Source organism: Bacillus sp. 2175 (assembly GCF_057812155.1).
Genome location: NZ_CM173819.1, coordinates 4,296,284 through 4,320,779, shown reverse-complemented (window position 1 = coordinate 4,320,779; position 24,496 = coordinate 4,296,284). Strand labels below are relative to the sequence as shown.

Annotated in this window: 25 protein-coding genes and 2 other annotated features; of the genes, 22 read left to right on the top strand and 3 right to left on the bottom strand. The window is 36.5% G+C overall.

Annotated elements, in window-relative coordinates:
- Positions 1–115: 115 nt before the first annotated feature.
- The 3 genes from icd to ACXKY9_RS22375 all read left to right on the top strand — a co-directional run bounded on the left by icd (position 116) and on the right by ACXKY9_RS22375 (position 3,056).
- On the top strand, positions 116–1,408 hold the full coding sequence (gene icd, locus ACXKY9_RS22385) for an NADP-dependent isocitrate dehydrogenase (RefSeq protein ID WP_000206898.1): 1,293 nt from the start codon (positions 116–118) through the stop codon (positions 1,406–1,408).
- Positions 1,409–1,428: 20 nt separating this feature from the next.
- Complete coding sequence (gene mdh / locus ACXKY9_RS22380) at positions 1,429–2,367, top strand: malate dehydrogenase (protein WP_000153232.1); 939 nt, start codon at positions 1,429–1,431, stop codon at positions 2,365–2,367.
- 215 nt (positions 2,368–2,582) lie between these two features.
- Positions 2,583–3,056, top strand: a complete 474-nt coding sequence (locus tag ACXKY9_RS22375) for a MaoC family dehydratase (protein ID WP_000914181.1) — start codon at positions 2,583–2,585, stop codon at positions 3,054–3,056.
- Positions 3,057–3,112: 56 nt separating this feature from the next.
- Here ACXKY9_RS22375 and ACXKY9_RS22370 read toward each other — a convergent pair whose 3' ends face one another.
- Complete coding sequence (locus ACXKY9_RS22370) at positions 3,113–3,244, bottom strand: hypothetical protein (RefSeq protein WP_001237020.1); 132 nt, start codon at positions 3,242–3,244, stop codon at positions 3,113–3,115.
- 89 nt (positions 3,245–3,333) lie between these two features.
- On the opposite strand from ACXKY9_RS22370, the gene ACXKY9_RS22365 reads away from it, so the two are divergent.
- The 12 genes from ACXKY9_RS22365 (at position 3,334) to dnaI (ending at position 16,516) form a co-directional block, all read left to right on the top strand.
- Complete coding sequence (locus tag ACXKY9_RS22365; RefSeq protein ID WP_001267373.1) at positions 3,334–3,573, top strand: hypothetical protein; 240 nt, start codon at positions 3,334–3,336, stop codon at positions 3,571–3,573.
- A 155-nt stretch (positions 3,574–3,728) separates the two neighbouring features.
- The gene (phoP, locus tag ACXKY9_RS22360) at positions 3,729–4,448 is read left to right on the top strand and encodes a two-component system response regulator PhoP (RefSeq protein ID WP_001065220.1); all 720 of its coding nucleotides are present in this window, start codon (positions 3,729–3,731) and stop codon (positions 4,446–4,448) included.
- On the top strand, positions 4,441–6,204 hold the full coding sequence (phoR, locus tag ACXKY9_RS22355) for a sensory box histidine kinase PhoR (RefSeq protein WP_001032106.1): 1,764 nt from the start codon (positions 4,441–4,443) through the stop codon (positions 6,202–6,204). The genes phoP and phoR overlap by 8 nt, the downstream gene beginning before the upstream one ends.
- 285 nt (positions 6,205–6,489) lie before the next feature.
- Positions 6,490–9,123: a DNA polymerase I gene (gene polA / locus ACXKY9_RS22350; protein WP_000412807.1), complete on the top strand. Its 2,634-nt coding sequence runs from the start codon at positions 6,490–6,492 to the stop codon at positions 9,121–9,123.
- A gap of 12 nt (positions 9,124–9,135) precedes the next feature.
- Complete coding sequence (gene mutM, locus ACXKY9_RS22345; RefSeq protein WP_001114479.1) at positions 9,136–9,966, top strand: DNA-formamidopyrimidine glycosylase; 831 nt, start codon at positions 9,136–9,138, stop codon at positions 9,964–9,966.
- A 72-nt stretch (positions 9,967–10,038) separates the two neighbouring features.
- On the top strand, positions 10,039–10,671 hold the full coding sequence (gene ytaF, locus ACXKY9_RS22340) for a sporulation membrane protein YtaF (RefSeq protein ID WP_000281745.1): 633 nt from the start codon (positions 10,039–10,041) through the stop codon (positions 10,669–10,671).
- Between the two features lie 51 nt (positions 10,672–10,722).
- A complete protein-coding gene (gene coaE / locus ACXKY9_RS22335) occupies positions 10,723–11,325 on the top strand; it encodes a dephospho-CoA kinase (RefSeq protein ID WP_000219309.1) in 603 nt (200 codons plus the stop codon).
- Between the two features lie 109 nt (positions 11,326–11,434).
- Entirely contained in the window at positions 11,435–12,463 is a 1,029-nt protein-coding gene (locus ACXKY9_RS22330; protein WP_000198974.1) for a glyceraldehyde-3-phosphate dehydrogenase, read from the top strand.
- A gap of 390 nt (positions 12,464–12,853) precedes the next feature.
- Positions 12,854–13,237: an adenosylmethionine decarboxylase gene (gene speD / locus ACXKY9_RS22325; RefSeq protein WP_098413228.1), complete on the top strand. Its 384-nt coding sequence runs from the start codon at positions 12,854–12,856 to the stop codon at positions 13,235–13,237.
- 283 nt (positions 13,238–13,520) lie between these two features.
- Entirely contained in the window at positions 13,521–13,982 is a 462-nt protein-coding gene (nrdR, locus tag ACXKY9_RS22320) for a transcriptional regulator NrdR (protein WP_001203687.1), read from the top strand.
- Positions 13,983–14,134: 152 nt separating this feature from the next.
- A complete protein-coding gene (locus ACXKY9_RS22315; protein ID WP_000415029.1) occupies positions 14,135–15,544 on the top strand; it encodes a replication initiation and membrane attachment family protein in 1,410 nt (469 codons plus the stop codon).
- 33 nt (positions 15,545–15,577) lie between these two features.
- Positions 15,578–16,516: a primosomal protein DnaI gene (gene dnaI / locus ACXKY9_RS22310; protein ID WP_000400105.1), complete on the top strand. Its 939-nt coding sequence runs from the start codon at positions 15,578–15,580 to the stop codon at positions 16,514–16,516.
- Positions 16,517–16,550: 34 nt separating this feature from the next.
- Here dnaI and ACXKY9_RS22305 read toward each other — a convergent pair whose 3' ends face one another.
- On the bottom strand, positions 16,551–16,748 hold the full coding sequence (locus ACXKY9_RS22305) for a DUF4177 domain-containing protein (RefSeq protein WP_000464456.1): 198 nt from the start codon (positions 16,746–16,748) through the stop codon (positions 16,551–16,553).
- A 234-nt stretch (positions 16,749–16,982) separates the two neighbouring features.
- On the opposite strand from ACXKY9_RS22305, the gene ytxC reads away from it, so the two are divergent.
- The 7 genes from ytxC to ACXKY9_RS22270 all read left to right on the top strand — a co-directional run bounded on the left by ytxC (position 16,983) and on the right by ACXKY9_RS22270 (position 23,713).
- The gene (gene ytxC / locus ACXKY9_RS22300) at positions 16,983–17,864 is read left to right on the top strand and encodes a putative sporulation protein YtxC (protein WP_000569630.1); all 882 of its coding nucleotides are present in this window, start codon (positions 16,983–16,985) and stop codon (positions 17,862–17,864) included.
- A gap of 31 nt (positions 17,865–17,895) precedes the next feature.
- Positions 17,896–18,124, top strand: a binding site (T-box leader).
- A gap of 47 nt (positions 18,125–18,171) precedes the next feature.
- Positions 18,172–20,109: a threonine--tRNA ligase gene (thrS, locus tag ACXKY9_RS22295; protein WP_000786083.1), complete on the top strand. Its 1,938-nt coding sequence runs from the start codon at positions 18,172–18,174 to the stop codon at positions 20,107–20,109.
- A 210-nt stretch (positions 20,110–20,319) separates the two neighbouring features.
- Positions 20,320–20,440: a sequence feature (ribosomal protein L20 leader region), on the top strand.
- A 63-nt stretch (positions 20,441–20,503) separates the two neighbouring features.
- A complete protein-coding gene (gene infC / locus ACXKY9_RS22290; protein WP_000973215.1) occupies positions 20,504–21,007 on the top strand; it encodes a translation initiation factor IF-3 in 504 nt (167 codons plus the stop codon).
- A gap of 21 nt (positions 21,008–21,028) precedes the next feature.
- Positions 21,029–21,229, top strand: a complete 201-nt coding sequence (gene rpmI, locus ACXKY9_RS22285; protein WP_001125945.1) for a 50S ribosomal protein L35 — start codon at positions 21,029–21,031, stop codon at positions 21,227–21,229.
- Between the two features lie 37 nt (positions 21,230–21,266).
- Positions 21,267–21,623, top strand: coding sequence for a 50S ribosomal protein L20 (gene rplT / locus ACXKY9_RS22280; RefSeq protein WP_001138362.1), 357 nt, complete (start codon positions 21,267–21,269; stop codon positions 21,621–21,623).
- Positions 21,624–22,065: 442 nt separating this feature from the next.
- On the top strand, positions 22,066–22,557 hold the full coding sequence (locus ACXKY9_RS22275) for a dUTP diphosphatase (RefSeq protein ID WP_000365050.1): 492 nt from the start codon (positions 22,066–22,068) through the stop codon (positions 22,555–22,557).
- A 70-nt stretch (positions 22,558–22,627) separates the two neighbouring features.
- Positions 22,628–23,713 carry a M42 family metallopeptidase gene (locus tag ACXKY9_RS22270; protein ID WP_000163555.1) on the top strand — a complete coding sequence of 362 codons (1,086 nt, stop codon included), beginning with the start codon at positions 22,628–22,630 and terminating at the stop codon, positions 23,711–23,713.
- A 40-nt stretch (positions 23,714–23,753) separates the two neighbouring features.
- On the opposite strand, the gene ACXKY9_RS22265 is transcribed toward ACXKY9_RS22270, so the two are convergent.
- The gene (locus tag ACXKY9_RS22265) at positions 23,754–24,371 is read right to left on the bottom strand and encodes a TetR/AcrR family transcriptional regulator (RefSeq protein ID WP_000023672.1); all 618 of its coding nucleotides are present in this window, start codon (positions 24,369–24,371) and stop codon (positions 23,754–23,756) included.
- Between the last annotated feature and the right edge of the window lie 125 nt (positions 24,372–24,496).

The window sequence follows — 24,496 nt, the reverse complement described above, 5'->3', positions numbered from 1 at the left end:
GATTTTTTCGGAAAGATGTAATGATTAGAATATTTTAATTTGACTAACGGTTTGAACTGAGGGGTTATTCCCTCAGTTTCATACATATGAAATTTCAAACATGGGGGTTATCACATTGACGACAGGTGAAAAAATTACTGTAACTAATGGTGTTATGAATGTACCAAACAATCCGATTATTCCATTTATCGAGGGAGATGGAATTGGTCCTGATATTTGGGCGGCTGCATCTCGCGTACTAGAAGCAGCAGTTGAAAAAGCTTATGATGGTGAGAAGAAAATCGTTTGGAAAGAAGTGCTTGCAGGGGAAAAAGCATTCAACCAAACAGGCGAGTGGTTACCAGAAGAAACTTTAAACTTAATTCGTGAATATTTAATCGCGATTAAAGGTCCACTTACAACTCCAGTTGGCGGTGGTATTCGTTCTCTAAACGTAGCACTTCGTCAAGAATTAGATTTATATGTATGTCTACGTCCAGTTCGTTATTTTGAAGGTGTTCCTTCACCTGTAAAACGTCCGGAAGATACTGATATGGTTATTTTCCGTGAAAATACAGAAGACATTTATGCTGGAATTGAATATGCACAAGGATCTCCAGAAGCAGAAAAAGTTCTTGCTTTCTTAAAAGAAGCAATGGGTGTTAATAAAATCCGCTTCCCAGAAACATCTGGTATTGGTATTAAGCCGATTTCAGAAGAAGGGACAAAGCGTCTTGTTCGTGCTGCAATTCAATATGCAATTAACGAAAAACGCTCTTCTGTTACATTAGTTCATAAAGGAAACATTATGAAATTTACAGAAGGTGCTTTCAAAAACTGGGGTTACGAAGTAGCGGAACAAGAATTCGGCGACAAAGTATTTACTTGGGCTGAATACGATCGTATCGTTGAAAAAGATGGTAAAGATGCAGCGAATAAAGCGATGGCAGACGCTGAAGTGGCTGGAAAAATCATCGTAAAAGATTCTATTGCAGACATCTTCTTACAACAAATTTTAACTCGTCCACGTGAGTTCGATGTTGTTGCAACAATGAACTTAAATGGTGACTATATCTCTGATGCACTTGCTGCACAAGTAGGTGGAATTGGTATTGCACCTGGTGCAAACATTAACTATGTGACTGGACATGCTATCTTTGAAGCTACACACGGTACAGCTCCAAAATATGCAGGTTTAGATAAAGTAAACCCATCTTCTGTTCTTCTTTCAGGTGTATTATTATTAGAACACTTAGGATGGAACGAAGCTGCGAAATTAGTAACTGCTTCTGTTGAGAAAACAATTGCTTCAAAAGTAGTAACTTATGATTTCGCACGCTTAATGGAAGGTGCAACAGAAGTGAAATGTTCTGAGTTCGCTAATGAACTTATTAAAAACATGGATGTAGCGATAATCAAAAACGCATAATTAAAGCGGGGGGGTAAATTATGACAATCAAACGCAAGAAGGTTTCAGTCATCGGTGCAGGATTTACAGGAGCAACAACGGCATTCTTATTAGCACAAAAAGAACTGGCAGATGTTGTATTAGTGGACATTCCACAACTGGAAAATCCAACAAAAGGGAAAGCGTTAGATATGTTAGAAGCGAGCCCAGTACAAGGTTTTGATGCTAACATTATTGGAACATCTGATTACGCAGATACTGCTGATTCTGACGTTGTCGTTATTACAGCAGGTATTGCACGTAAGCCTGGTATGAGCCGTGATGACTTAGTAGCAACAAACTCTAAAATTATGAAAAGTATTACGCGCGACATTGCAAAACATTCACCAAATGCAATTATTGTTGTGTTAACAAATCCAGTTGATGCAATGACATATTCTGTATTTAAAGAAGCAGGATTCCCGAAAGAGCGTGTTATCGGTCAATCGGGTGTATTAGATACAGCTCGTTTCCGTACATTCATCGCACAAGAATTAAATCTTTCTGTAAAAGATATTACAGGATTTGTTCTTGGTGGACACGGTGACGACATGGTACCTCTTGTGCGTTATTCATATGCAGGCGGTATTCCGTTAGAAACGTTAATTCCGAAAGAGCGTTTAGAAGCAATCGTAGAACGTACACGTAAAGGTGGCGGTGAGATTGTAGGCTTATTAGGAAACGGTAGTGCATATTACGCACCAGCAGCTTCTTTAGTTGAAATGACAGAAGCAATCTTAAAAGATCAACGCCGTGTATTACCGGCTATTGCGTACCTTGAAGGTGAGTATGGTTATAGTGACCTTTACTTAGGGGTACCAGTAATTCTAGGTGGTAACGGAATTGAAAAAATTATTGAATTAGAACTTCTTGCAGATGAAAAAGAAGCGTTAGATCGCTCTGTAGAATCTGTACGTAACGTAATGAAAGTTCTTGTTTAATAATTGAATAGTAGTGAAAAAGATTCGGGATTCCGAATCTTTTTCTACTATTTACCGAATTGTTTTTTTGAAATAATATGAAAACGCTATCATTTGTAATATCCTATAATGAAACTGTAGATTTATACTATACATTGCCCTCATCATAGTAAATTTCGGATAAGGTATCGCTTTTAGTAGGATAATAAGGTGAAAAAATCGGAGGGGGTTGTAACATGTTAAAGAAAAAAGTTCAAATTGGTCGTAAAATGGATGAAATTACAGTAGGAGAGAAATTATCTATCACTGAAAAAATTGAGGATAAAGATTTGTTATTGTACTTAGGGTTAACGAATGATGCCAATCCATTATATATTCAGCATGATTACGCATCCCAAACTCCGTATGAAAAGCCGATTGTACCAAGCATTATGCTAACGGGAATGATTACAACGGCGGTTACGAAATATTTACCGGGTCCAGGAAGTCATATTACGAGAAAGGACCTTACATTCGTGAAACATGTTCACCATTATGAAACGTTACAAATCCACTTTGAAGTTGTGGCTGTTTCTGAGGAGGAACATACAATTGATATGCTTGTATCTGCTCATGATGAAAAAGGAGAAACTGTTGTAAAGGGTTCATTAACAGTAACGCCACCTTATAAATCTGTTTCCATTATGGAAAAAGCATTAGATAACTTTTAAAAGATGAAAATAAAAATAGCGCTAGCATACCTTTAATAAGGATGCTAGCGCTATTTTTAGTTGAAAAACCCTTCTTTGAACCCTTCAGCAAATTCTGAGCAACCCGTTTTAATCGTATCCCAGCTAGGAGCGTTAAAAGCAAGGATACATGTGATTGCTAAAGATAGAATGGATAGTATTAGTCGCATAATAGACCTCCGAATATTATTAATTTATATATTAAGATTAATAATATTATTATCGGTAATTGAAGTCAATTAAAGGAGTGATTTTTTAGGTGAGGTGGAAAAGAGAAGACGCGATCTTTGAAACGGTAAGAGAAGCTGAAGTGTGGGCAGACGGGTTTGTGAATGAAATGTACGGGAGAGTATTTGATGGATATGAAACACCAGATTATAAAATAGCGTATGCTTTATCTTTTCTCTTAGCGCAAAATCGAGAACTCAATATTCATACGGAAGTAGAATTTAATAACGATATGGAAGTATATAAAGTATGGATAACAAAACATAATTGAGGCGAACGTAATTGTTTTTAGGAATAACAATAGCACAATCCGAATCCATGAATAGACAATTATATTGAGAGGGACCTTGTTTTCTAGTATGATGAGAATAACGGGGAAAATACTAGGATGAAGAAGGTTTCAAGTCTATAACTTGGAGGAAAAGAATGAACAATCGTATTTTAGTAGTTGATGATGAGGAATTTATCTTAACTTTAATCGAATTTAATTTACAACAAGCTGGGTTTGAAGTTATAACAGCGATGGATGGAGAAATGGCGCTTCAAAAAGCGACAACAGAACGCCCAGATTTAATTATATTAGATTTAATGCTTCCGAAAATGGATGGTATGGAAGTGTGTAAAGAATTACGATTGCAGCGCGTTATGACGCCGATTTTAATGTTAACGGCAAAAGATGATGAGTTTGATAAGGTGCTAGGCCTTGAACTTGGGGCAGATGATTATATGACAAAGCCATTTAGTCCAAGAGAAGTAGTTGCTCGTGTGAAGGCGATTTTGCGCCGTACGAAATTACAACAAGAAGAACAAGTTGCAGAAGCGCCAGATGAAGATAGCATCACAATTGCAGAACTTAAAATTTTACCGGAGTTTTATGAGGCTTATTTCCAAGGAAGAAAGCTTGAATTAACACCAAAAGAATTTGAACTACTTGTGTATCTTGCGAAAAATAAAAGTCGCGTGTTGACACGTGATCAATTATTAAGTGCTGTATGGAATTATGATTTTGCTGGTGATACACGAATTGTTGATGTTCATATTAGCCATTTGCGCGATAAAATTGAACAAAATACGAAAAAACCGACGTACATTAAAACGATACGTGGTTTAGGATATAAATTAGAGGAGCCAAAAGGGAATGAATAAATTTCGTTCCAGGCTTCTTTTTACATTTGTTTCTCTTATTGTATTTATTTTAGTTGGACTAGGTTTATTACTAGAAACTGTGTTTGAAAACTACTATATAGATCATGCTAAAGAGAGAATGGTAAAAGAGACGGAGTATGTTGCGACGTTAGCAGAAGAGCAAGGTTTTGATAATGTCTTAAAAAATCCATACGTATTTGAAAAGTTAGAAGAAAAAATACCAGCTTCTATCGTATTTTTGGATGAAAAAAAGAAAGTTCAATATAGAAAAGGACAAGAATTGGCATTTAGTCCAGAGACGATTAAAGAACTTTCTTCGGAAGTGGCAAAACAACGAAGTAAAGTAATTACGAAAGAAACGGATCGAAAGAATGAATTTTATCATGCGGTGTTCGTTCAAGATGTAGAAGGAAAACAAGGATACATTTTGGTGAAAAGTATAATTGATCCTTTAAGAGACGTACATCAAAAAACGTGGGGATTATTAATTATCGGATTTGTCATTGCTTGTCTCGTAGTTGTATTTTTAGGTATGAAAATTACAGGGCAATATATTAGGCCAATTGAATCGGTTACGAAAGTTGCAATTGAATTGGCAAAGGGTAATTATAAAGCACGTGCATACGAAAGTCATTCGGATGAAACAGGAATGCTGAGTAAAGCGATTAATATTTTAGCACGAAATTTACAAGAGATGACACTTGAACAAGAAATGCAGCAAGATCGTCTGCATACGTTAATTGAAAATATGGGAAGCGGAATGATTTTAATTGATAGCCGAGGATATATAAACCTTGTAAACCGCTCTTATAAGGAAACTTTCCACGTAACAGATGAAGAATATTTAGATCGCTTATATTATGAATCGTTTCATCATACAGAAATTATTGAGCTTGTAGAAGAAATCTTTATGACAGAAGTGAAAGTGCGTAAACAAATGTTATTACCACTTGGAATTGAACGGAAGCATTTCGAAGTATATGGAGCGCCTATTATCGGGACAAACCATGAATGGAAAGGGATTGTTCTCGTATTCCATGACATAACAGAGTTAAAGAAATTAGAACAAATGAGAAAAGACTTTTTAGCGAATGTTTCTCATGAATTAAAGACACCGATTACTTCTATTAAAGGTTTTTCAGAAACACTCTTAGACGGAGCGATGGATAATAAAAAATTCTGCGAACATTTCTTGCACATTATTTTAAAAGAAAGTGAGCGCATGCAAGGATTAATTGAAGATTTATTAGATTTGTCGAAGATCGAACAACAAGGATTTAAATTAAATATGGGAACCGTTGACATGAAGGGGCTGCTTGAAGATATTCATATGGTGCTTGATAATAAAGCAGGAGAAAAAGAAATCTCTTTACAAGTGAATGTATTAAAACGTGCCTCTGTTATTGGAGATCCAAGTCGTTTGAAACAAATCTTTATTAATTTAATTAATAACGCAATCGTATATACACCGGCTGGAGGCGTTGTTTCAGTAGAGTTAGCGGAAGATAAATATAATGCTTATATAAAAGTATCGGATACTGGAATTGGTATTAGTAAAGAGGAAATTCCGCGTATTTTTGAACGTTTCTACCGGGTGGATAAAGCAAGAAGTAGAAATACTGGTGGTACCGGCCTTGGATTGTCGATCGTAAAGCATTTAGTTGAGGCGCATCAAGGTACGATTACAGTAGATAGTGAAGTTGGAGAAGGAACAACGTTTACAGTTGTTTTACCGAAATCAGCAACTGAAAAATAGGATGAAGGATGTTTACAATATATTAACAATGGCTTAATTAAATATTAATAAAGCTCTGTTAATATAATACATGAAAACCCCTTCATCCAAGGAGTAATTTTGGACGAGAATAGTTAAGCTGTTCTCGTCACTTCCCTTTATGCCAATATAAGTCTGTTTTATATATGAAAGAAAATAGCCGTTATTTTTCTTCTCTCTATTAGTCATGTTAATATAGAGAGAGGAAAGGAACGGTTTTTTTCTGTGAAAAAAATCATTTCAAATTTGTATGGGGAGGTTTCAATTTTGGAAAAAAAGGTCGTATTAGTAGATGGTAATAATATCGCGTATCGTGCATTCTTTGCACTACCGCTTTTAAATAACGACAAAGGTATACATACGAACGCAATTTACGGTTTTACAATGATGTTAATGAGAATATTAGAGGAAGAAAAGCCAACTCATATGTTAGTGGCGTTTGATGCAGGCAAAACAACGTTCCGTCATAAAACGTATAGTGAGTATAAAGGAGGGCGTCAAAAGACTCCACCTGAATTATCAGAGCAGTTCCCGTTTATTCGTGAGATGCTGGATGCGTTCAATGTACCGCGTTATGAATTAGAAAATTATGAAGCGGATGACATCATGGGAACGTTAGCGAAAGAAGCGAGTGAGCAAGGGGCAAGTGTAAAAGTTATTTCAGGAGATAAAGATTTACTTCAACTTGTTTCTGATAACACGCTTGTATGTATTCCGCGAAAAGGGATTACAGAAGTGGATGAATATACGAAAGAAGCTTTATTTGAAAAATACAGCTTATCACCAAAGCAAATTATCGATATGAAAGGTTTAATGGGAGACCAGTCAGATAATATACCGGGTGTACCAGGAGTTGGTGAAAAAACGGCAATTAAATTGTTAACACAGTTTGGAACGGTTGAAGCGGTGTATGAAAATATAGATCAAGTAAGTGGGAAGAAATTAAAAGAAAAACTGGAAGAAAATAAAGAACAAGCTCTTATGAGTAAGGATCTTGCAACTATTATTACAGATGCGCCGATTACAGTTCGTGTGGATGATATGGCGTATAAAGGATATGAAGCAAGTGATGTCATTCCAATGTTCGAGAGTTTAGGATTTACATCCCTTTTAAATAAATTAGGCGTTACGCCAGAAGAAACTGCTCCAGCTGAATTAGATGATATTACATTTGATATTGTGGAAGAAGTTACAGAAGAAATGCTTCAGCAAGATAGTGCGCTTATCGTTGAAGTACAAGAAGATAACTATCATAAAGCAGACATTCAAGGTTTCGGTATTCAAAATGAAAATGGATGTTACTTTATTCAGACAGACATTGCTCTTAAGTCAGATGCTTTTAAAGAGTGGCTTGCAGATGGAGAAATGAGAAAGCATACATTTGATGCGAAGCGTGCAATCGTTGCACTGAAATGGAATGGGATAGATATGCAAGGGATTGACTTTGATCTATTAATCGCTGCTTATTTACTTGATCCAGCTGATACGGATAAAGACTTCCGTACTGTAGCGAAAATGAAAGAAACGCATGCTGTGAAATCTGATGAAGAAGTTTACGGAAAAGGTGCGAAGCGTGCTGTTCCAAAGTTAGAGGTAGTAGCGGAGCATGTGGCTCGTAAAGTGCATGTATTATATGATGTAAAGCAAACATTCGTTGAAGAGTTAAAGAAGAATGAGCAATATGAACTGTTTACAGAGTTAGAATTGCCGCTTGCACGTGTATTAGCTGATATGGAAGTAAAGGGTGTAAAAGTTGATACAGAGCGTCTTCGTAATATGGGAGAAGAACTTGCGGGTAGATTAAAGGAAATGGAACAGGAAATTTATAAGCTTGCGGGAACAGAATTTAATATTAATTCACCGAAGCAGCTTGGTGTTATTCTGTTTGAGAACTTAAACTTGCCGGTTATTAAAAAGACGAAAACAGGTTATTCTACGTCAGCTGATGTACTAGATAAGCTTATGAATCACCATGAAATTATTCCAAATATTTTACATTATCGTCAATTAGGGAAACTAAATTCAACTTACATTGAAGGTTTGCTGAAAGTTGTACATGAAGATTCATCTAAAATTCATACTCGCTTTAATCAAGTGTTAACGCAAACAGGTCGATTAAGTTCAACGGATCCGAACTTGCAAAATATCCCAATTCGATTAGAAGAAGGAAGAAAGATTCGTCAGGCATTTGTTCCGTCAGAAGAAGGATGGATTATGTATGCGGCTGATTACTCACAAATCGAACTGCGTGTATTAGCTCATATTGCAAATGATAAAGGGCTAGTTGAAGCATTCCAACATGATATGGATATTCATACGAAAACAGCTATGGATGTATTTGGCGTTAAAAAAGATGAAGTAACTTCAAATATGAGACGACAAGCGAAAGCTGTTAATTTCGGAATTGTATATGGTATTAGTGATTATGGTCTTTCACAAAACTTAGGAATTACAAGAAAAGCAGCAGCGGAATTTATTGAAAAGTATTTAGAAAGTTTCCCTGGTGTACAAGAATACATGGAGGACATCGTAAAAGATGCGAAACAAAAAGGATATGTGGCTACATTATTAAATCGTCGCCGTTATATTCCAGAAATTACGAGTCGTAATTTCAATTTACGTAGCTTCGCTGAGCGTACAGCGATGAATACACCAATTCAAGGTACTGCCGCAGATATTATTAAAAAAGCGATGATTATTATGGCGGATCGTTTAGAAGAAGAAGGATTACAAGCACGTCTTCTTCTGCAAGTACACGATGAATTGATATTTGAAGCGCCAAAAGAAGAAATTGAAAAATTAGAGAAGCTTGTACCTGAAGTAATGGAGCATGCAATTGAACTTGCAGTTCCGCTGAAAGTTGATTATTCTTACGGTCCAACTTGGTACGACGCAAAATAAGGAAGTGATGAAATGCCTGAATTACCAGAGGTTGAAAACGTCAGACGGACACTTGAAAATCTTGTAACAGGAAAAACGATTGAAGATGTTATTGTTACTTATCCAAAAATAGTGAAACGACCGGATGATGCAGAAATCTTTAAAGAAATGCTAAAAGGCGAGAAGATTGAAAATATAAAGCGAAGAGGAAAGTTTTTGCTTTTATATGTAACGAATTATGTTATTGTTTCACATTTGCGTATGGAAGGTAAGTTTTTACTACATCAAGAGGATGAGCCGATTGATAAACATACGCACGTCCGTTTCTTATTTACAGATGGAACGGAATTACATTATAAAGATGTGAGAAAGTTTGGTACGATGCATCTCTTTAAGAAAGGTGAAGAAATGAACCAAATGCCTCTTGCGGACTTAGGTCCGGAGCCATTTGATCCTGAAATGACACCGCAGTATTTACAAGAAAGATTACAAAAGACAAATCGTAAAATAAAAGTTGTGCTACTGGATCAGCGTCTTTTAGTAGGGCTTGGAAATATATATGTAGATGAAGTTTTATTCCGTTCTCAAATTCATCCGGAACGAGAAGCTTCGTCTTTAACAGTAGAAGAAATTGAGCGAATTTATGAGGCTACCGTTACAACGCTAGGCGAAGCAGTAAAGCGTGGCGGAAGTACAATTCGGACGTATATCAACTCACAAGGGCAAATTGGTTCGTTCCAAGAACTCCTAAATGTATATGGGAAAAAAGGAGAGCCGTGCGTAACTTGTGGCACGATATTAGAAAAAACAGTTGTTGGCGGGCGAGGAACGCATTACTGCCCAATTTGTCAGCCTAGAATATAGAAAAGAGATAACATCGGATAGGCATTTGTCATATACATACAGCAGAGCTATGTATAAGGGAGGAGCTTACCGATGTACCTTTATTTATCTCTTATTTTATTAGCTTTTACATTAAGCTTGGATAGCTGTAGTGTAGGGCTAACATATGGTTTAAGAAGCGTAAGAATTCCACTAAGATCAATTATAATTATCGGAATGTGTTCAGCGGCTGTTATGCTTGTTTCAATGGGAATTGGACATATGATCGCGAAAGTATTTTCACCTGTTATCGCAACGCGTATCGGTGGGCTTGTTCTTATTGGAATAGGGATTTGGGTATTATATCAATTTTTTCGAAGTGAGAAAAAAGAAGAACCGAAGCAAGAGGAGAAGGTCTGGAAATTAGAGATTGCCTCGCTAGGGCTAGTGATTCAAATTTTACGGAAACCGACTGTAGCAGATTTTGATAAATCAGGAACCATTTCTGCAGGAGAAGCATTGCTTCTTGGTATCGCTCTTTCTGTAGACTCATTTGGTGCCGGAATTGGTGCATCTTTATTAGGGTATGTACCCGCTATGATGGCGATATTAGTTGCAATTATGAGTTCTTTGTTTTTATTTATTGGAATGAAACTTGGAACGGTTTTATCGAATATGAAGTGGTTACAAAAATTTACATTCCTGCCTGGAGTATTACTCATTATTATTGGAATTTGGAAAATGTAAGTATGGGCGTGGAACATTAGTTTCGCGCCTTTTATTATGAGGAGGATTATGATGACAGTAGTAATTGGATTAACAGGAGGCATTGCAAGTGGAAAAAGTACAGTGTCTCAAATGTTTCGTGAACTGAGCATACCAGTTATTGATGCAGATATTATTGCACGAGAAGTTGTAGAGCGAGGAAAACCAGCATATAACAAAATAGTAGAAGTATTTGGAACGGAAGTGTTACAAGAAGATGGAGAACTAGATCGTCCAAAACTAGGAAGTGTCGTTTTCTATAATGAAGAAAAACGATTGGAGTTAAATAAAATTGTTCATCCTGCAGTGCGTGAGGAAATGAATAGGCAAAAGGAAATGTACATAAAAGAAGGTATGCAAGCGGTTGTGTTAGATATTCCTCTCTTATTTGAAAGCAAATTAACAAGTCTCGTTGACCGAATTTTAGTTGTAGCGGTTAAGCCGCATACGCAATTAGAACGTTTAATGAAACGAAATAACTTTTCAGAAGAAGAAGCAACAGCTCGTATTCAATCTCAAATGCCGTTAGAAGAAAAAGTGAAAAATGCAGATGAAGTGATAAATAATGATGGCACAATTATGGGAACGAAAACACAATTGCAGGTAATTTTAAAGAAGTGGAACATTATTGACTAAAAAATTGTGAAATTAATGAAAATGCTTAGTGACATATCCCCTTTTTGTGTTATACTATTATTGGGATTGGAGATAAATAGTATAACGCATTCAAGGGGGATAACATATTATGACTCGTGTGGCAATTAATGGATTTGGACGTATTGGGAGAATGGTATTTCGTCAAGCAATAAAAGAAAGCGCATTCGAAATTGTAGCAATCAATGCAAGCTATCCATCTGAAACGTTAGCACACTTAATTAAATATGATACAGTTCATGGCAAGTTTGACGGAACAGTAGAAGCATTTGAAGATCACTTATTAGTTGATGGGAAAATGATTCGCCTTTTAAACAACCGCGATCCAAAGGAATTGCCTTGGACAGATTTAGGTGTTGAAGTTGTAATTGAAGCAACTGGTAAATTTAATTCAAAAGAAAAAGCAATTCTTCACGTTGAAGCTGGAGCGAAAAAAGTAATTTTAACAGCGCCTGGTAAAAATGAAGATGTAACAATTGTAGTTGGTGTGAACGAAGACCAATTAGATATTACAAAACATACTGTTATTTCAAATGCATCTTGTACAACAAACTGTTTAGCGCCTGTTGTGAAGGTGTTAGATGAGCAGTTTGGAATTGAAAACGGTTTAATGACGACAGTTCACGCCTATACAAATGACCAAAAAAATATTGATAACCCACATAAAGATTTAAGAAGAGCACGTGCTTGCGGACAATCAATCATTCCGACAACGACAGGTGCTGCGAAAGCGCTAGCAAAAGTTCTTCCACATTTAAACGGAAAACTTCATGGTATGGCACTTCGTGTACCAACACCAAACGTGTCTCTTGTTGATTTAGTAGTAGATGTAAAACGCGATGTGACAGTTGAAGCCATTAACGATGCATTCAAAACTGTTGCAAACGGTGCGTTAAAAGGTATTGTAGAATTCAGCGAAGAGCCTTTAGTATCTATCGACTTTAATACAAATACACACTCAGCTATTATTGATGGTTTATCTACAATGGTAATGGGTGATCGTAAAGTGAAAGTACTTGCTTGGTATGATAACGAGTGGGGCTACTCTCGTCGTGTTGTAGATCTTGTAACGTTAGTTGTTGAAGAGTTAGCGAAACAAGAAAATGTGCAACACATTTAAGTGAATAAGGGAGGAGAGGGCAAGGCAACATTTGCCCTCTTTTTTTAATTTTTTCTGAAAAGGAAAAAAATTATATAAGTATATTTAAAAAAGTGGACATACCACGAAGCGTTGTGATTACTGCATTTGTGAATCGTTTATTTTTTTTAGGGAAAAGTAAAGAGGAAAATATGACAGAAAATCGAAAAAACTGTTGTTGCAAAATGAAAATAAACAAAGTATACTAACACTCGTAAACTTAAGAGCTGAGGTACGTAGTCACTACTTAAAGGGTTAGGACCTCTCTGGACTAACTTTCCCCCGTGGTAGTGGAGCAAGCCAAATTGCAAATTAGTTTTCAATTCGAACAGTTAGAATAAATTTACAAGGGGGAACTGTAGAATGGATACTATGGATACGATGGGTCGTCACGTGATTGCTGAACTTTGGGATTGCGATTTCGACAAACTGAATGACATGCCGTATATTGAACAATTATTTGTGGATGCAGCACTAAAAGCTGGTGCTGAAGTGCGTGAGGTTGCTTTCCATAAATTTGCACCACAAGGTGTAAGTGGAGTAGTAATTATCTCGGAATCACATTTAACAATTCATAGCTTTCCGGAGCACGGTTACGCAAGTATTGATGTTTATACTTGTGGGGATCGTATTGATCCAAATGTTGCTGCAGAATATATTGCAGAAGGTTTAAACGCGAAAACGCGTGAGAGCATCGAGCTTCCTCGAGGAACTGGTAGCTTCGAAATTAAGCAGAGAGAAACAAAAGCTCTTTAAAAAAGAACATAATTGATTTAAAATGTAAAGAGGTGTATAATGCACCTCTTTTTTAGTTTATAAAAAAGGAAAAATATAACGTACTCGTTAGTTGAATAAATTGGATTCTTGCAAATGAGGTAGTGCTCTATATACCATCTTATTTTTAAGGATGAGATGATAAAGTGATGCGCTGAAACTTAAAGTGGTAAGAGAGTTAGAATGAGTTATATAATATTGTATATATATTTTAGGTGAAGTGAGTAGAGAAAAATAAAGAGTATAGTGTAAAGGAGTGAATGTATTGCGTTGTCCATCCTGTTCTCATAATGGTACAAGAGTGTTAGATTCGCGTCCGGTAGACGAGGGGCGCTCTATTCGAAGAAGGAGAGAGTGTGAAAGCTGCTTAAGTCGCTTTACGACCTTTGAAAGGGTAGAAGAGTCACCTCTTATCGTTGTAAAAAAAGAAGGCACACGAGAAGAGTTTAATAAAGAAAAGATTTTACGTGGTTTAATTAAAGCGTGTGAAAAAAGACCAGTATCTTTAAGACAATTAGAAGAAGTAACACAAAGCGTGGAACGTGAACTGCGTAATTTAGGTATATCAGAAGTGAAAAGTGATATGATTGGTGAAATTGTCATGGAAGAACTTCGCGATATTGATGATGTTGCTTACGTACGTTTTGCTTCTGTATATCGTCAATTTAAAGATTTAAATGTATTTATTGAAGAATTAAAAGATATACTGCAAAAAGAAAGAGAGTAGAAGTTGTATTTTATTCTCTTTACATACCGTAAATAATAGGATAAGAGAGCTAGAAGCGCAAGCTAATAGCTCTTTTTCACTAAGAATTTATATAATGAAGATAGAACGAATGAAGTAGAGGATAGATTGGATGAGAGAAAGGAAAAGCAAGAATGGAAAAACAGTCATGGATGGAGCTATTGCCGATTGATCGTTATAAAGTAAGTGCGAAAGGGCTACTGCACAATTACGACCGAAAAGTGTTAACGATGTTGTATCAGCCGTTAATAGGTAGTAGAGCTTTTAGCTTATACATGACACTATGGGGAGAGCTAGAGCAAGATCGTGTATTTGGAAAAGAGAATACGCATCATTCCCTTATGGTGACTATGCAAATGCAACTTCCTGAAATATATGAGGAACGAGTAAAGTTAGAGGCAATTGGGCTATTGAAGGTATATATTAAGAAAGAAAAAGATATTCGAATGTTCATATATGAGTTGCAACCACCTTTATCTCCGAAGCAGTTTTTTGATGATATTGTTTTAAGTATCTTTTTATACAATCGATTGAGCCGGACAAAATATAATCAAGTAAAGCAATATTTCTTAGAAGAAGAATTTGATTTTGCTTCTTATGAAAATGTTACGCGTTCTTTCAATGATGTGTTTGGTTCGTTTAATCCAGGACAGCTTGAGCATGCGCAAGAAGACCTTCGTATTCCAAAAACGACAACTATGCCAAGTAACGAGAAGGGAGACGCTCCGAAAGTTTGGAATGATTTCTTTGATTTCTCTTTATTTGTAGATGGATTGTCCGCTCTTGTTCCTAAAAAGGCGATTACAGATCAAGTGAGAGACTGCGTTATAACACTTGCTTACGTGTATGGTGTAGATGTGTTATCGATGCAAAATATCGTTCTTGGTGCAGTGACAGAGATGCAAACAATTGATACGGAAAGGCTTAGAAAAGGAGCGCGCGATTGGTATCAATTTGAAAATGGTCAAGCATTACCGGTATTAAGTGAAAGAGTACAGCCTCATGCTGCACGTACGATGAAAGAGAAAGAGCCTTCATCGCAAGAGGAGATGTTAATAAAGCAGCTAGAGGAAATCTCGCCAAAACAACTATTGAAAGAGATTTCTGGTGGTGCAGAGGCAACGAAAGCGGACTTGCAGATCGTTGAAGATGTCATGATTAATCAAAAATTGACACCAGGAGTTGTGAATGTACTTATTTATTACGTTATGCTACGCTCAGATATGAAACTTGCGAAAACGTATGTCGAGAAGATTGCTGGGCATTGGGCACGTAAAAAGGTCGGTACAGTAGCGGACGCGATGGCGTTAGCGAAAGAAGAGAACCGTCAATATCAAGAGTGGGCTGAGACGAAGAAAAAAGGCCGTACGGCGAAGAAAACGGTGCGGAAAGAAATGGTGCCAGATTGGCTTAAGGAAGAAGAGCCGAAAGAACAAGAGAAAGAAACAGAGAAGAAAGATACAAGTGTAGAAAAAGATGCAAGTACGCTAGAAGATGAAAGAAAACGACTAGAAGAAGTGTTAAAAAAATATAAGCGTGATTAATAGAAGAGAATGAACGCTCTTTGAGGTGAGAAAATGGAGCATATTCAAAATTCATTTGCAAAATTAATGGAAAATGAAAACTTTAAAAATAGATATGAAGTACTAAAGGCAGAAGTAATGGCGCATCCGCGGGTGAAAGAATTTATAGACGAACATAAGGGTGAAGTAACGACTTCTATGATTGAGCGCAGTCTTGTGAAGTTATATGAATATATTGGACAAAGTGTAGGTTGCGTGGATTGTCCGGATTTAGGTTCATGTAAAAATATGCTACAAGGTTATGAGCCAAAGCTTGTTATTCAAGGGAAGATGATTGATATTCAATACGATCGCTGCGTTAGAAAAGTAGCGCATGACGAGAGAAAGAAATATGAAAAACTCGTTCAAAGTGTATATATGCCAACGGATATTTTGCAGGCAACTATGGAAAACTTAGACCCTTCTGATTTAAATGCACGTATCGATGCAATTGGTGCAGCGAATGAATTTTTAAGTACATATGAACCAGGTAAAAAAGCACAAGGTTTATATTTGTACGGTAAATTTGGTGTAGGAAAAACGTACCTTTTAGGAGCAATAGCGAACGAGCTTGCTCGAAAGAAAATAAGTTCGATGCTCGTATACTTCCCGGAATTTTTACGTGAAATTAAAAGTTCAATTCAAGATAATTCGATTGGTGAAAAGATTGATGCGGTTAAACGCGTACAAGTTTTAATGTTAGACGATATCGGGGCAGAAGCGATGTCAAGCTTTGTGCGTGACGATGTGCTTGGTGCAATCTTGCAATTCCGTATGTTAGAAAACTTACCGACGTTCTTTACGTCTAATTTTGATTTTAAACAACTGGAACACCATTTAACGTATACGCAGCGTGGTGAGGCTGAAGAAATGAAAGCAGCACGTATTATGGAAAGAATTAAATATTTAGCGAAACCAGTTCCAATTGGTGGGAAAAACCGTCGTCATAAGTAAAAGAGTAAGCTTCTCAGCTTGCTCTTTTTTTGTATTATAGTGATATTTTCTTTTCGAATATGAGATCGAAATATTCAGGTTGTCCAGAACTGCCAAACGTAGGGGCAACAATCTGTACGAACCTCCAGCCATCTCTAGCATGTTCTTGAATAATTTCTTGGTAGTCTTCAGCTGGTTTTGAGCGAGTGAACCCCCAATGTAATTCGACTTTTACGAATTTATATTCAAACATTCAGATACCCCCTTTTATTGATAAGTAAAGTATACAATAAAAATTCATAGTAGCTTGTATCATTTTTTTCTCCCTCCCTTAATATATATAAAATTAGCAAGCCATATTGAGTGGATTTTCTAACGATAGGAAATGTGATTCTACTAAGAGTGAAATTCACGCGGGACGGACTCTTATAGGATTTGTAACGTATAGATACAGTCCTTTAGAGCGGGGATAAAAGGGGGGACAAAAGTGATTGAAATTTGCTTCGAAGAAAAAAATGATGCTATGCACGTATATAGACAATTGCTGAAAAGAGCGGAAGTGTTATATAAGGAAACGAGTGTGTATTTACAGGAACAAAAAGTGGTGATTCACATACCAGTACGTGAATCGAATTATATTGAAAAAATCTTATTGCCAGTAATGGTGTATTTCATTGTGAATGTGAAACAAAATGAGTGGATTTATACGATTTTAAAAGAAAAGTTTTTTTATGAAGAACAAGAAGAGTGTCATCAAATATTGCACATGGCACATGAGATTTTAAAGGGAAGAAGAAAAGGTGTAGCTCAGGATTTAACGCGTAACGCATTTGAGTCATATATTAAGTCTTCTTTAAATAATTGGCTTTGTGATCCGCTCTCATTCTCGTTTTCATCATATATCCGTTTTCGTCTTCGTACATATAGGGAAATGGTGACTAAACTTGCGGAAGTGGCAATTGATGAATATAAGATGGAGCAAGAATACCAAATGTTCATTGAGACGCTTCGGCAACAAGTAAGTAGCCGTAAATCACGTTTGTCTTGCGTGCATCTTATTTTTGATGAAAGCTTTATCTTTTATGATGATAAAGGTAGACGTTTAAAACAGGAGAAGTTGGTCCAATATATAGATGAGGAATTATTAAAGCAAAATGATGTATATATTGATACGAAAGTAATTGCGCCGCTTCTTTCTATTTCGCCTAAAAAGATTTATTTATATACGAAAGAACAAGACCATAATATGATTATTACTTTGCGAAATGTGTTCCAAGAACGGGTCCAATTACATGGATTACATGATTTTGAGCGCAATGTGAAAAATTTAAAAAATAAAGGTAACGCCCTTGATTTTCTAAGTTTTTGAGCATATAATTACCTACATAAATGAAATATATTGAAATGTCATGATGAGGACATGAGTAGTTTTCTACGATTTTCAGAGAGGGAAGCCTTAGGGTGTGAGCTTCCTAGTACGGGATTATTACTTACCACCTCTAAACTTTAGCAGTGAACGGTTTTTCTAGTAATTGCTAACGGACAACACCGTTATGTTGAACTTGAGCAATTAACAATTATGTTAATTGGAACAAGGGTGGAACCACGAATTCAACACTCGTCCCTTTTTACGGGATGAGTGTTTTTTATTTTGAGAAAAAGAGGAGTGACCAGTGATGGCAGATGTAGTTAAAATTACTTTCCCTGATGGAGCTGTGAAGGAGTTTCCAAAAGGCGTAACAACTGAAGAAATCGCAGCTTCTATTAGCCCAGGCTTAAAGAAAAAAGCTGTAGCTGGAAAATTAAACGATGAGATGATCGATCTTGTTACACCAATCGAAGAAGATGGTGCAGTTTCTATCATTACATTAGATTCTGAAGATGGCCTATATATTTTACGCCATTCAACAGCCCACCTTTTAGCACAAGCGTTAAAACGTTTATATAAAGATGTTAAGGTTGAGCTTGGCATTGGTCCAGTAATTGAAAATGGCTTCTACTACGATATTGATATGGAAGAAGCAATTACAGTTGAAGACTTCAAGAAAATCGAAAAAGAAATGCAAAAAATCGTGAACGAGAACTTAGAAATCGTTCGTCATGAAGTACCACGTGCAGAAGCAATTCGTCGCTTTGAAGAAATCGGCGATGAGTTAAAATTAGATTTAATTAACGATCTTCCAGAAGATGCAGTTATTTCAATCTATGAGCAAGGCGAATTTTTCGACCTTTGTCGTGGTGTTCACCTTCCATCTACAGGGAAAATTAAAGTGTTTAAATTATTAAGCGTTGCAGGTGCTTACTGGCGCGGCGATAGCAATAATAAAATGCTACAACGTATTTACGGTACTGCATTCGTTAAGAAAGCAGAATTAGATGAGCACTTACGTATGCTTGAAGAAGCGAAAGAGCGCGATCACCGTAAATTAGGTAAAGAATTAAAACTATTTACTAATAGCCAAAAAGTAGGACAAGGTTTACCACTTTGGTTACCAAAAGGTGCAACAATCCGCCGCATTATCGAGCGTTACATCGTTGATAAAGAAGCAAGCTTAGGCTATGATCACGTATATACTCCAGTACTAGGGAGCAGAGAGCTTTATGAAACTTCTGGTCACTGGAACCACTACCGTGATGGCATGTTCCCATCAATGGAAATGGATAACGAAGAATTAGTTCTTCGTCCAATGAACTGTCCTCATCATATGATGGTTTATAAAAATGATATTCACAGCTACCGTGAATTACCAATCCGTATTGCAGAACTTGGAACAATGCACCGTTATGAAATGTCAGGTGCGTTATCTGGATTACAACGTGTACGCGGAATGACTTTAAACGATGCGCACATTTTCGTTCGTCCAGATCAAATTAAAGAAGAGTTAAAACGTGTTGTAAACTTAACTCTAGAAGTGTACAAAGATTTCGGTTTAGAGAACTACTCATTCCGTCTATCTTACCGCGACCCAGCAGATACTAAAAAGTATTATGCGGATGATGAGATGTGGGAAAAAGCACAAGGTATGTTAAAAGAAGCTATGGATGAAATGGGTCTTGATTACTATGAAGCTGAAGGTGAAGCGGCATTCTACGGTCCAAAACTTGATGTTCAAGTTCGTACTGCTCTTGGAAAAGACGAAACACTTTCAACTGTACAATTAGACTTCTTACTTCCAGAACGCTTTGAATTATCATACGTTGGTGAAGACGGTAAACAACATCGTCCAGTTGTAATTCACCGTGGTGTTGTATCAACTATGGAACGTTTTGTAGCCTTCTTAATTGAAGAATACAAAGGTGCATTCCCAACATGGTTAGCTCCAGTTCAAGTACAAGTAATTCCAGTTTCTCCGCAAGTACATTTAGACTATGCGAAGAAAGTACAAGACGAATTGCGTCGTGCTGGTATCCGTGTTGAATTAGACACTCGTGAAGAGAAGATCGGTTACAAAATCCGTGAAGCACAAATGCAAAAAATTCCGTACATGCTTGTAGTAGGTGACAATGAAGTAACTGAAAACGGCGTAAACGTACGTAAATATGGTGAACAAAAATCAGAAACAATCGCATTAGATGCTTTTGTTGACATGATTAAAGTAGAAGGAAAACGATAAGAAAAAGCCGCGGTATACCGCGGCTTTTTTATGTAATATACTCGAGAGAAATTAGAAAAAATAACCATGTGACACTTATCATAAAAAAGTATTGCAAGTATGTTAGTTGTTTGTTACAATATTTCTTGTTGTTAGTAAAACACATCGCGTCTTCTTGACAGACGTCATGTCCTATGATAAACTCATCAAGGATAATAGAATATTGTTTTGTGGAACAAGTAGAAGCACCCGCTTCTCACCTGATGGACGCATTCGCAGTTAACAGGTAAATGTATTTCTTACTTAAGATTTTACAAGTGTGGGTGTCGTATGCCCGCACTTTTTTTGTTCGGGTTCTATGACTACAAAATATGTTCTGAGAAAACCTTGGAGGTGGCTTACTATTAGCAAGGATATGATGATTAACGAGCAAATTCGTGCACGTGAAGTACGTTTAGTTGGCGCAAATGGCGATCAACTTGGAATCAAGTCTCGTAATGACGCTTTAGACTTAGCTGCAAATCTTAATCTTGATTTAGTATTAGTTGCTCCAAATGCGAAACCGCCAGTATGCCGCATTATGGACTACGGTAAATTCCGCTTTGAGCAACAGAAGAAAGAAAAAGAGCAGCGCAAAAATCAAAAAGTAATTAGCATGAAAGAAGTTCGTTTAAGTCCAACAATTGATGAACACGACTTTAACACAAAACTTCGTAATGCTATCAAGTTTTTAGAGAAAGGCGACAAGGTTAAAGCGTCAATTCGCTTTAAAGGACGTGCCATTACTCATAAAGAAATCGGTCAACGTGTTTTAGATCGCTTCTCAGAAGCTTGTGCTGAAGTTAGTACAGTTGAATCTAAGCCTAAAATGGAAGGACGCAGTATGTTCTTAGTTTTAGCACCGAAAAACGATAAGTAATAGATAGAGGAGGAAATACCTATGCCTAAACAAAAAACTCATCGCGGCGCTGCAAAGCGTTTCAAAAAGACTGGATCAGGTAAACTGAAACGTTCTCACGCTTACACAAGCCATTTATTCGCTAACAAATCTACAAAAGCTAAACGTAAACTACGTAAAGCTGGTGTAGTAAGCGCTGGTGACTTCAAACGCATTCGTCAAATGCTTGACAACTTAAAATAAGTTCGGCTGATATATAGAACAATTAGGAGGTAATATTATGCCAAGAGTAAAAGGTGGTACAGTTACTCGTCAACGTCGTAAAAAAGTAATTAAATTAGCAAAAGGTTACTACGGTTCAAAAAATACATTATTCAAGGTTGCTAACCAACAGGTTATGAAATCTCTAATGTATGCATTCCGTGACCGCCGTCAAAAGAAACGTGACTTCCGTAAATTATGGATTACACGTATCAACGCAGCAGCTCGTATGAATGGTCTTTCTTACAGCCGCTTAATGCACGGTCTTAAAAATGCTGGCATCGAAGTTAACCGCAAGATGCTTGCTGACTTAGCTGTTCATGACGAAAAAGCTTTCGCTGAATTAGCAACAGTTGCAAAAAACAACATTAACTAATTAATTAGTTAAAACCTTAGAAGAATTTTCTTCTAAGGTTTTTTATTTGTATTCAAAGAGAAGTTAGAAGTGAAAAGAAATTCTAAAGATTAACGACTATGTCATTATCAATATGACAAAATCAATATAAAAGTTATAGCAGTATAGAAGAATATATATATGAAGTCAGGAGAATACTCCTGGCTTTTTTTAATTCTGCTCTTTTGGAAAGAAGAGTATCTTTCCTAGCCGAAACGACACTGCTATAATGGAAAGATGATATGGAACTTTCATCAGATGAACAATTTAAGAGCGATGACTGAAACGTATTTGTAAATTAAGGACAAGCTATTTTATAAAGAGGTAGATAGCTGACTTATTCATAAGAACTGAAACATAATAATGAACTTTGAGATGAAACAACATTGTTGCGAAAAATGCGATGTTGGAGGAGGACAATAGAATGGACTTACTACAACTATTTAAATTACAAAAAGAATTAGATGACCGTATTGCAAAAGAACATGACTTACAACCGAAAAAATTGTTAAAAGAAAAAATGTTAGCTCTTCTTGTAGAAATTGGAGAACTTGCAAATGAAACACGTTGTTTTAAATATTGGAGCAACAAACCAGCTTCGGAACGTGAAGTAATATTAGAAGAGTACGTAGATGGTTTGCATTTTATTTTATCAATCGGAATTGATTTAGGTATTGATAAAAACTTCCTATTCTATAAATGTGCACAAACGAATAAAACACAAGTGGAAATTTTCTTAGACACATATGCGAAAGTAATTCGTTTTACAGATCAACCATCTATTACAAACTATATTGAATTATTTACGAGCTATCTTCGACTTGGACAAGCACTTGAATTTGAGCAAGAAGAGATTGAAAAAGCATATTTAGATAAAAATGAAGTAAATCATCAGCGTCAAACACAAGGATACTAATTTAATTTTTGAATATTTCAATTTAATTATTGTATAATAAATTGACTGAAGAAAAAGGAGGGTGTTGGCAATGACAAAATTAGACGCGACATTGACAATGCTAAAAGAATTAACAGATGCACGTGGTATTGCCGGTAACGAGCGTGAACCACGTGAAGTAATGAAGAAATATATCGAGCCGTTTGCGGACGAACTTTCTACTGATAATTTAGGGAGTTTAGTTGCGAAAAAAGTAGGGGAAGAAAACGGTCCGAAAATTATGGTTGCAGGTCATTTAGATGAAGTTGGATTTATGATTACACAAATCGATGACAAAGGTTTCCTTCGCTTCCAAACGGTTGGTGGCTGGTGGTCACAAGTTATGCTTGCGCAGCGCGTGACGATTGTAACGCGTAAAGGAGATGTAACAGGTGTAATTGGTTCAAAACCACCGCACATTTTACCTCCAGAAGCTCGTAAAAAGCCAGTTGAAATTAAAGACATGTTCATCGATATCGGTGCTTCTAGCCAAGAAGAAGCAATGGAGTGGGGCGTACGACCAGGAGATCAAGTTGTACCTTACTTTGAATTCCAAGTGATGAAGAATGAAAAAATGTTACTTGCAAAAGCATGGGATAACCGAATCGGTTGTGCAATTGCAATTGACGTATTAAAACAATTAAAAGATGAAAAGCATCCAAACGTTGTATACGGCGTTGGAACTGTACAAGAAGAAGTTGGTCTTCGTGGCGCAAAAACATCTGCGAATTATATTAAACCAGATATCGCGTTCGCAGTAGATGTTGGTATCGCTGGAGATACACCGGGTGTAACGTCAAAAGAAGCGCAAAGTAAAATGGGCGATGGACCACAAATCATTTTATATGATGCTTCTGTTATTGGACATACAGGTTTACGTGATTTCGTAGTTGATGTTGCTGATGAATTACAAATCCCGTATCAATATGATTCAGTAGCGGGCGGAGGAACGGATGCGGGTGCGATTCACATTGCTGTAAATGGTATTCCTTCTATGGCAATTACAATTGCAACGCGCTATATCCATTCTCATGCGGCAATGTTACACCGTGATGATTATGAAAATGCAGTAAAGTTAATTGTAGAAGTTATTAAACGTCTTGATAAAGAGGCTGTACATAACATTACATTTAATTAATAGAAAAAGCGAAGGACATTCTCCTTCGCTTTTTTATGTTTTAAAAAGGCCGTTCTAATCCCGCTGCAGTATGAGCACCTAAAATAATTAAACGAGTTAATTGCATCGCCATAAAATGCGGGGTATATATCATCCCTCTTTTTAGCCATGACATAATCATCCCTAGATGGGCACCAGTAACATAACTAATGAGAATATCGCGTGGAACCATTAGTTTTTCATCGTTAGGTTGTGAAATAGAGAGGCTTAATGTTAAATGCGTTTGAATTGCTTTCATCATCTTATACGTATAGTTTCCGGCCGCTTTATCACCAAGCATGACGTTATAGAAGTTAGTGTTTTCTGCAATATGTTCGAACAAGGCCAAAAAACTTGGATGTGGCGAATCAAATGTTAGTTGGAAATCTTCTTTATTTCTATTTCTTGGTTTAATTACTTCAGTTAGCTTTTCTAACATTTCTTCAATGCTTTTGTCTAGTAAGTCATATTTATCGTGGTAATGGCTATAAAATGTAGCGCGGTTTACAGGAGCGCGTTCTGCAATATGTTGAACAGTTACATTTTCAAAACCTTTTTCGCCTACTAAAGCGACAAAAGCATCCTGTATGAGTTGTCTCGTCCGTTTTACACGTGGATCATTTGTATTTTTAATAGACATTTTTATTTCCCCTCGTTTAATTTTCTATACTTAAACAACATATTGGTATTATATTGTTGTTTAACCGACATTTCATACATAAATTGTCGGTTGTAGATTCAAAATAATTATTTATAATTATAAAC

Excerpts from the sequence above, each read along its gene's own strand:
- ACXKY9_RS22305 (WP_000464456.1), bottom strand. The coding sequence starts at position 16,748 with ATGTTTGAATATAAATTCGTAAAAGTCGAATTACATTGGGGGTTCACT.
- ACXKY9_RS22375 (WP_000914181.1), top strand. The coding sequence starts at position 2,583 with ATGTTAAAGAAAAAAGTTCAAATTGGTCGTAAAATGGATGAAATTACA.
- ACXKY9_RS22370 (WP_001237020.1), bottom strand. The coding sequence starts at position 3,244 with ATGCGACTAATACTATCCATTCTATCTTTAGCAATCACATGTATCCTT.
- rpmI (WP_001125945.1), top strand. The coding sequence starts at position 21,029 with ATGCCTAAACAAAAAACTCATCGCGGCGCTGCAAAGCGTTTCAAAAAG.
- speD (WP_098413228.1), top strand. The coding sequence starts at position 12,854 with ATGGATACGATGGGTCGTCACGTGATTGCTGAACTTTGGGATTGCGAT.
- rplT (WP_001138362.1), top strand. The coding sequence starts at position 21,267 with ATGCCAAGAGTAAAAGGTGGTACAGTTACTCGTCAACGTCGTAAAAAA.
- phoR (WP_001032106.1), top strand. The coding sequence starts at position 4,441 with ATGAATAAATTTCGTTCCAGGCTTCTTTTTACATTTGTTTCTCTTATT.
- ACXKY9_RS22275 (WP_000365050.1), top strand. The coding sequence starts at position 22,066 with ATGGACTTACTACAACTATTTAAATTACAAAAAGAATTAGATGACCGT.
- coaE (WP_000219309.1), top strand. The coding sequence starts at position 10,723 with ATGACAGTAGTAATTGGATTAACAGGAGGCATTGCAAGTGGAAAAAGT.
- infC (WP_000973215.1), top strand. The coding sequence starts at position 20,504 with ATGATGATTAACGAGCAAATTCGTGCACGTGAAGTACGTTTAGTTGGC.
- phoP (WP_001065220.1), top strand. The coding sequence starts at position 3,729 with ATGAACAATCGTATTTTAGTAGTTGATGATGAGGAATTTATCTTAACT.
- mutM (WP_001114479.1), top strand. The coding sequence starts at position 9,136 with ATGCCTGAATTACCAGAGGTTGAAAACGTCAGACGGACACTTGAAAAT.
- ACXKY9_RS22265 (WP_000023672.1), bottom strand. The coding sequence starts at position 24,371 with ATGTCTATTAAAAATACAAATGATCCACGTGTAAAACGGACGAGACAA.
- ACXKY9_RS22270 (WP_000163555.1), top strand. The coding sequence starts at position 22,628 with ATGACAAAATTAGACGCGACATTGACAATGCTAAAAGAATTAACAGAT.
- dnaI (WP_000400105.1), top strand. The coding sequence starts at position 15,578 with ATGGAGCATATTCAAAATTCATTTGCAAAATTAATGGAAAATGAAAAC.
- ytaF (WP_000281745.1), top strand. The coding sequence starts at position 10,039 with ATGTACCTTTATTTATCTCTTATTTTATTAGCTTTTACATTAAGCTTG.
- thrS (WP_000786083.1), top strand. The coding sequence starts at position 18,172 with ATGGCAGATGTAGTTAAAATTACTTTCCCTGATGGAGCTGTGAAGGAG.
- ACXKY9_RS22330 (WP_000198974.1), top strand. The coding sequence starts at position 11,435 with ATGACTCGTGTGGCAATTAATGGATTTGGACGTATTGGGAGAATGGTA.
- ACXKY9_RS22315 (WP_000415029.1), top strand. The coding sequence starts at position 14,135 with ATGGAAAAACAGTCATGGATGGAGCTATTGCCGATTGATCGTTATAAA.
- mdh (WP_000153232.1), top strand. The coding sequence starts at position 1,429 with ATGACAATCAAACGCAAGAAGGTTTCAGTCATCGGTGCAGGATTTACA.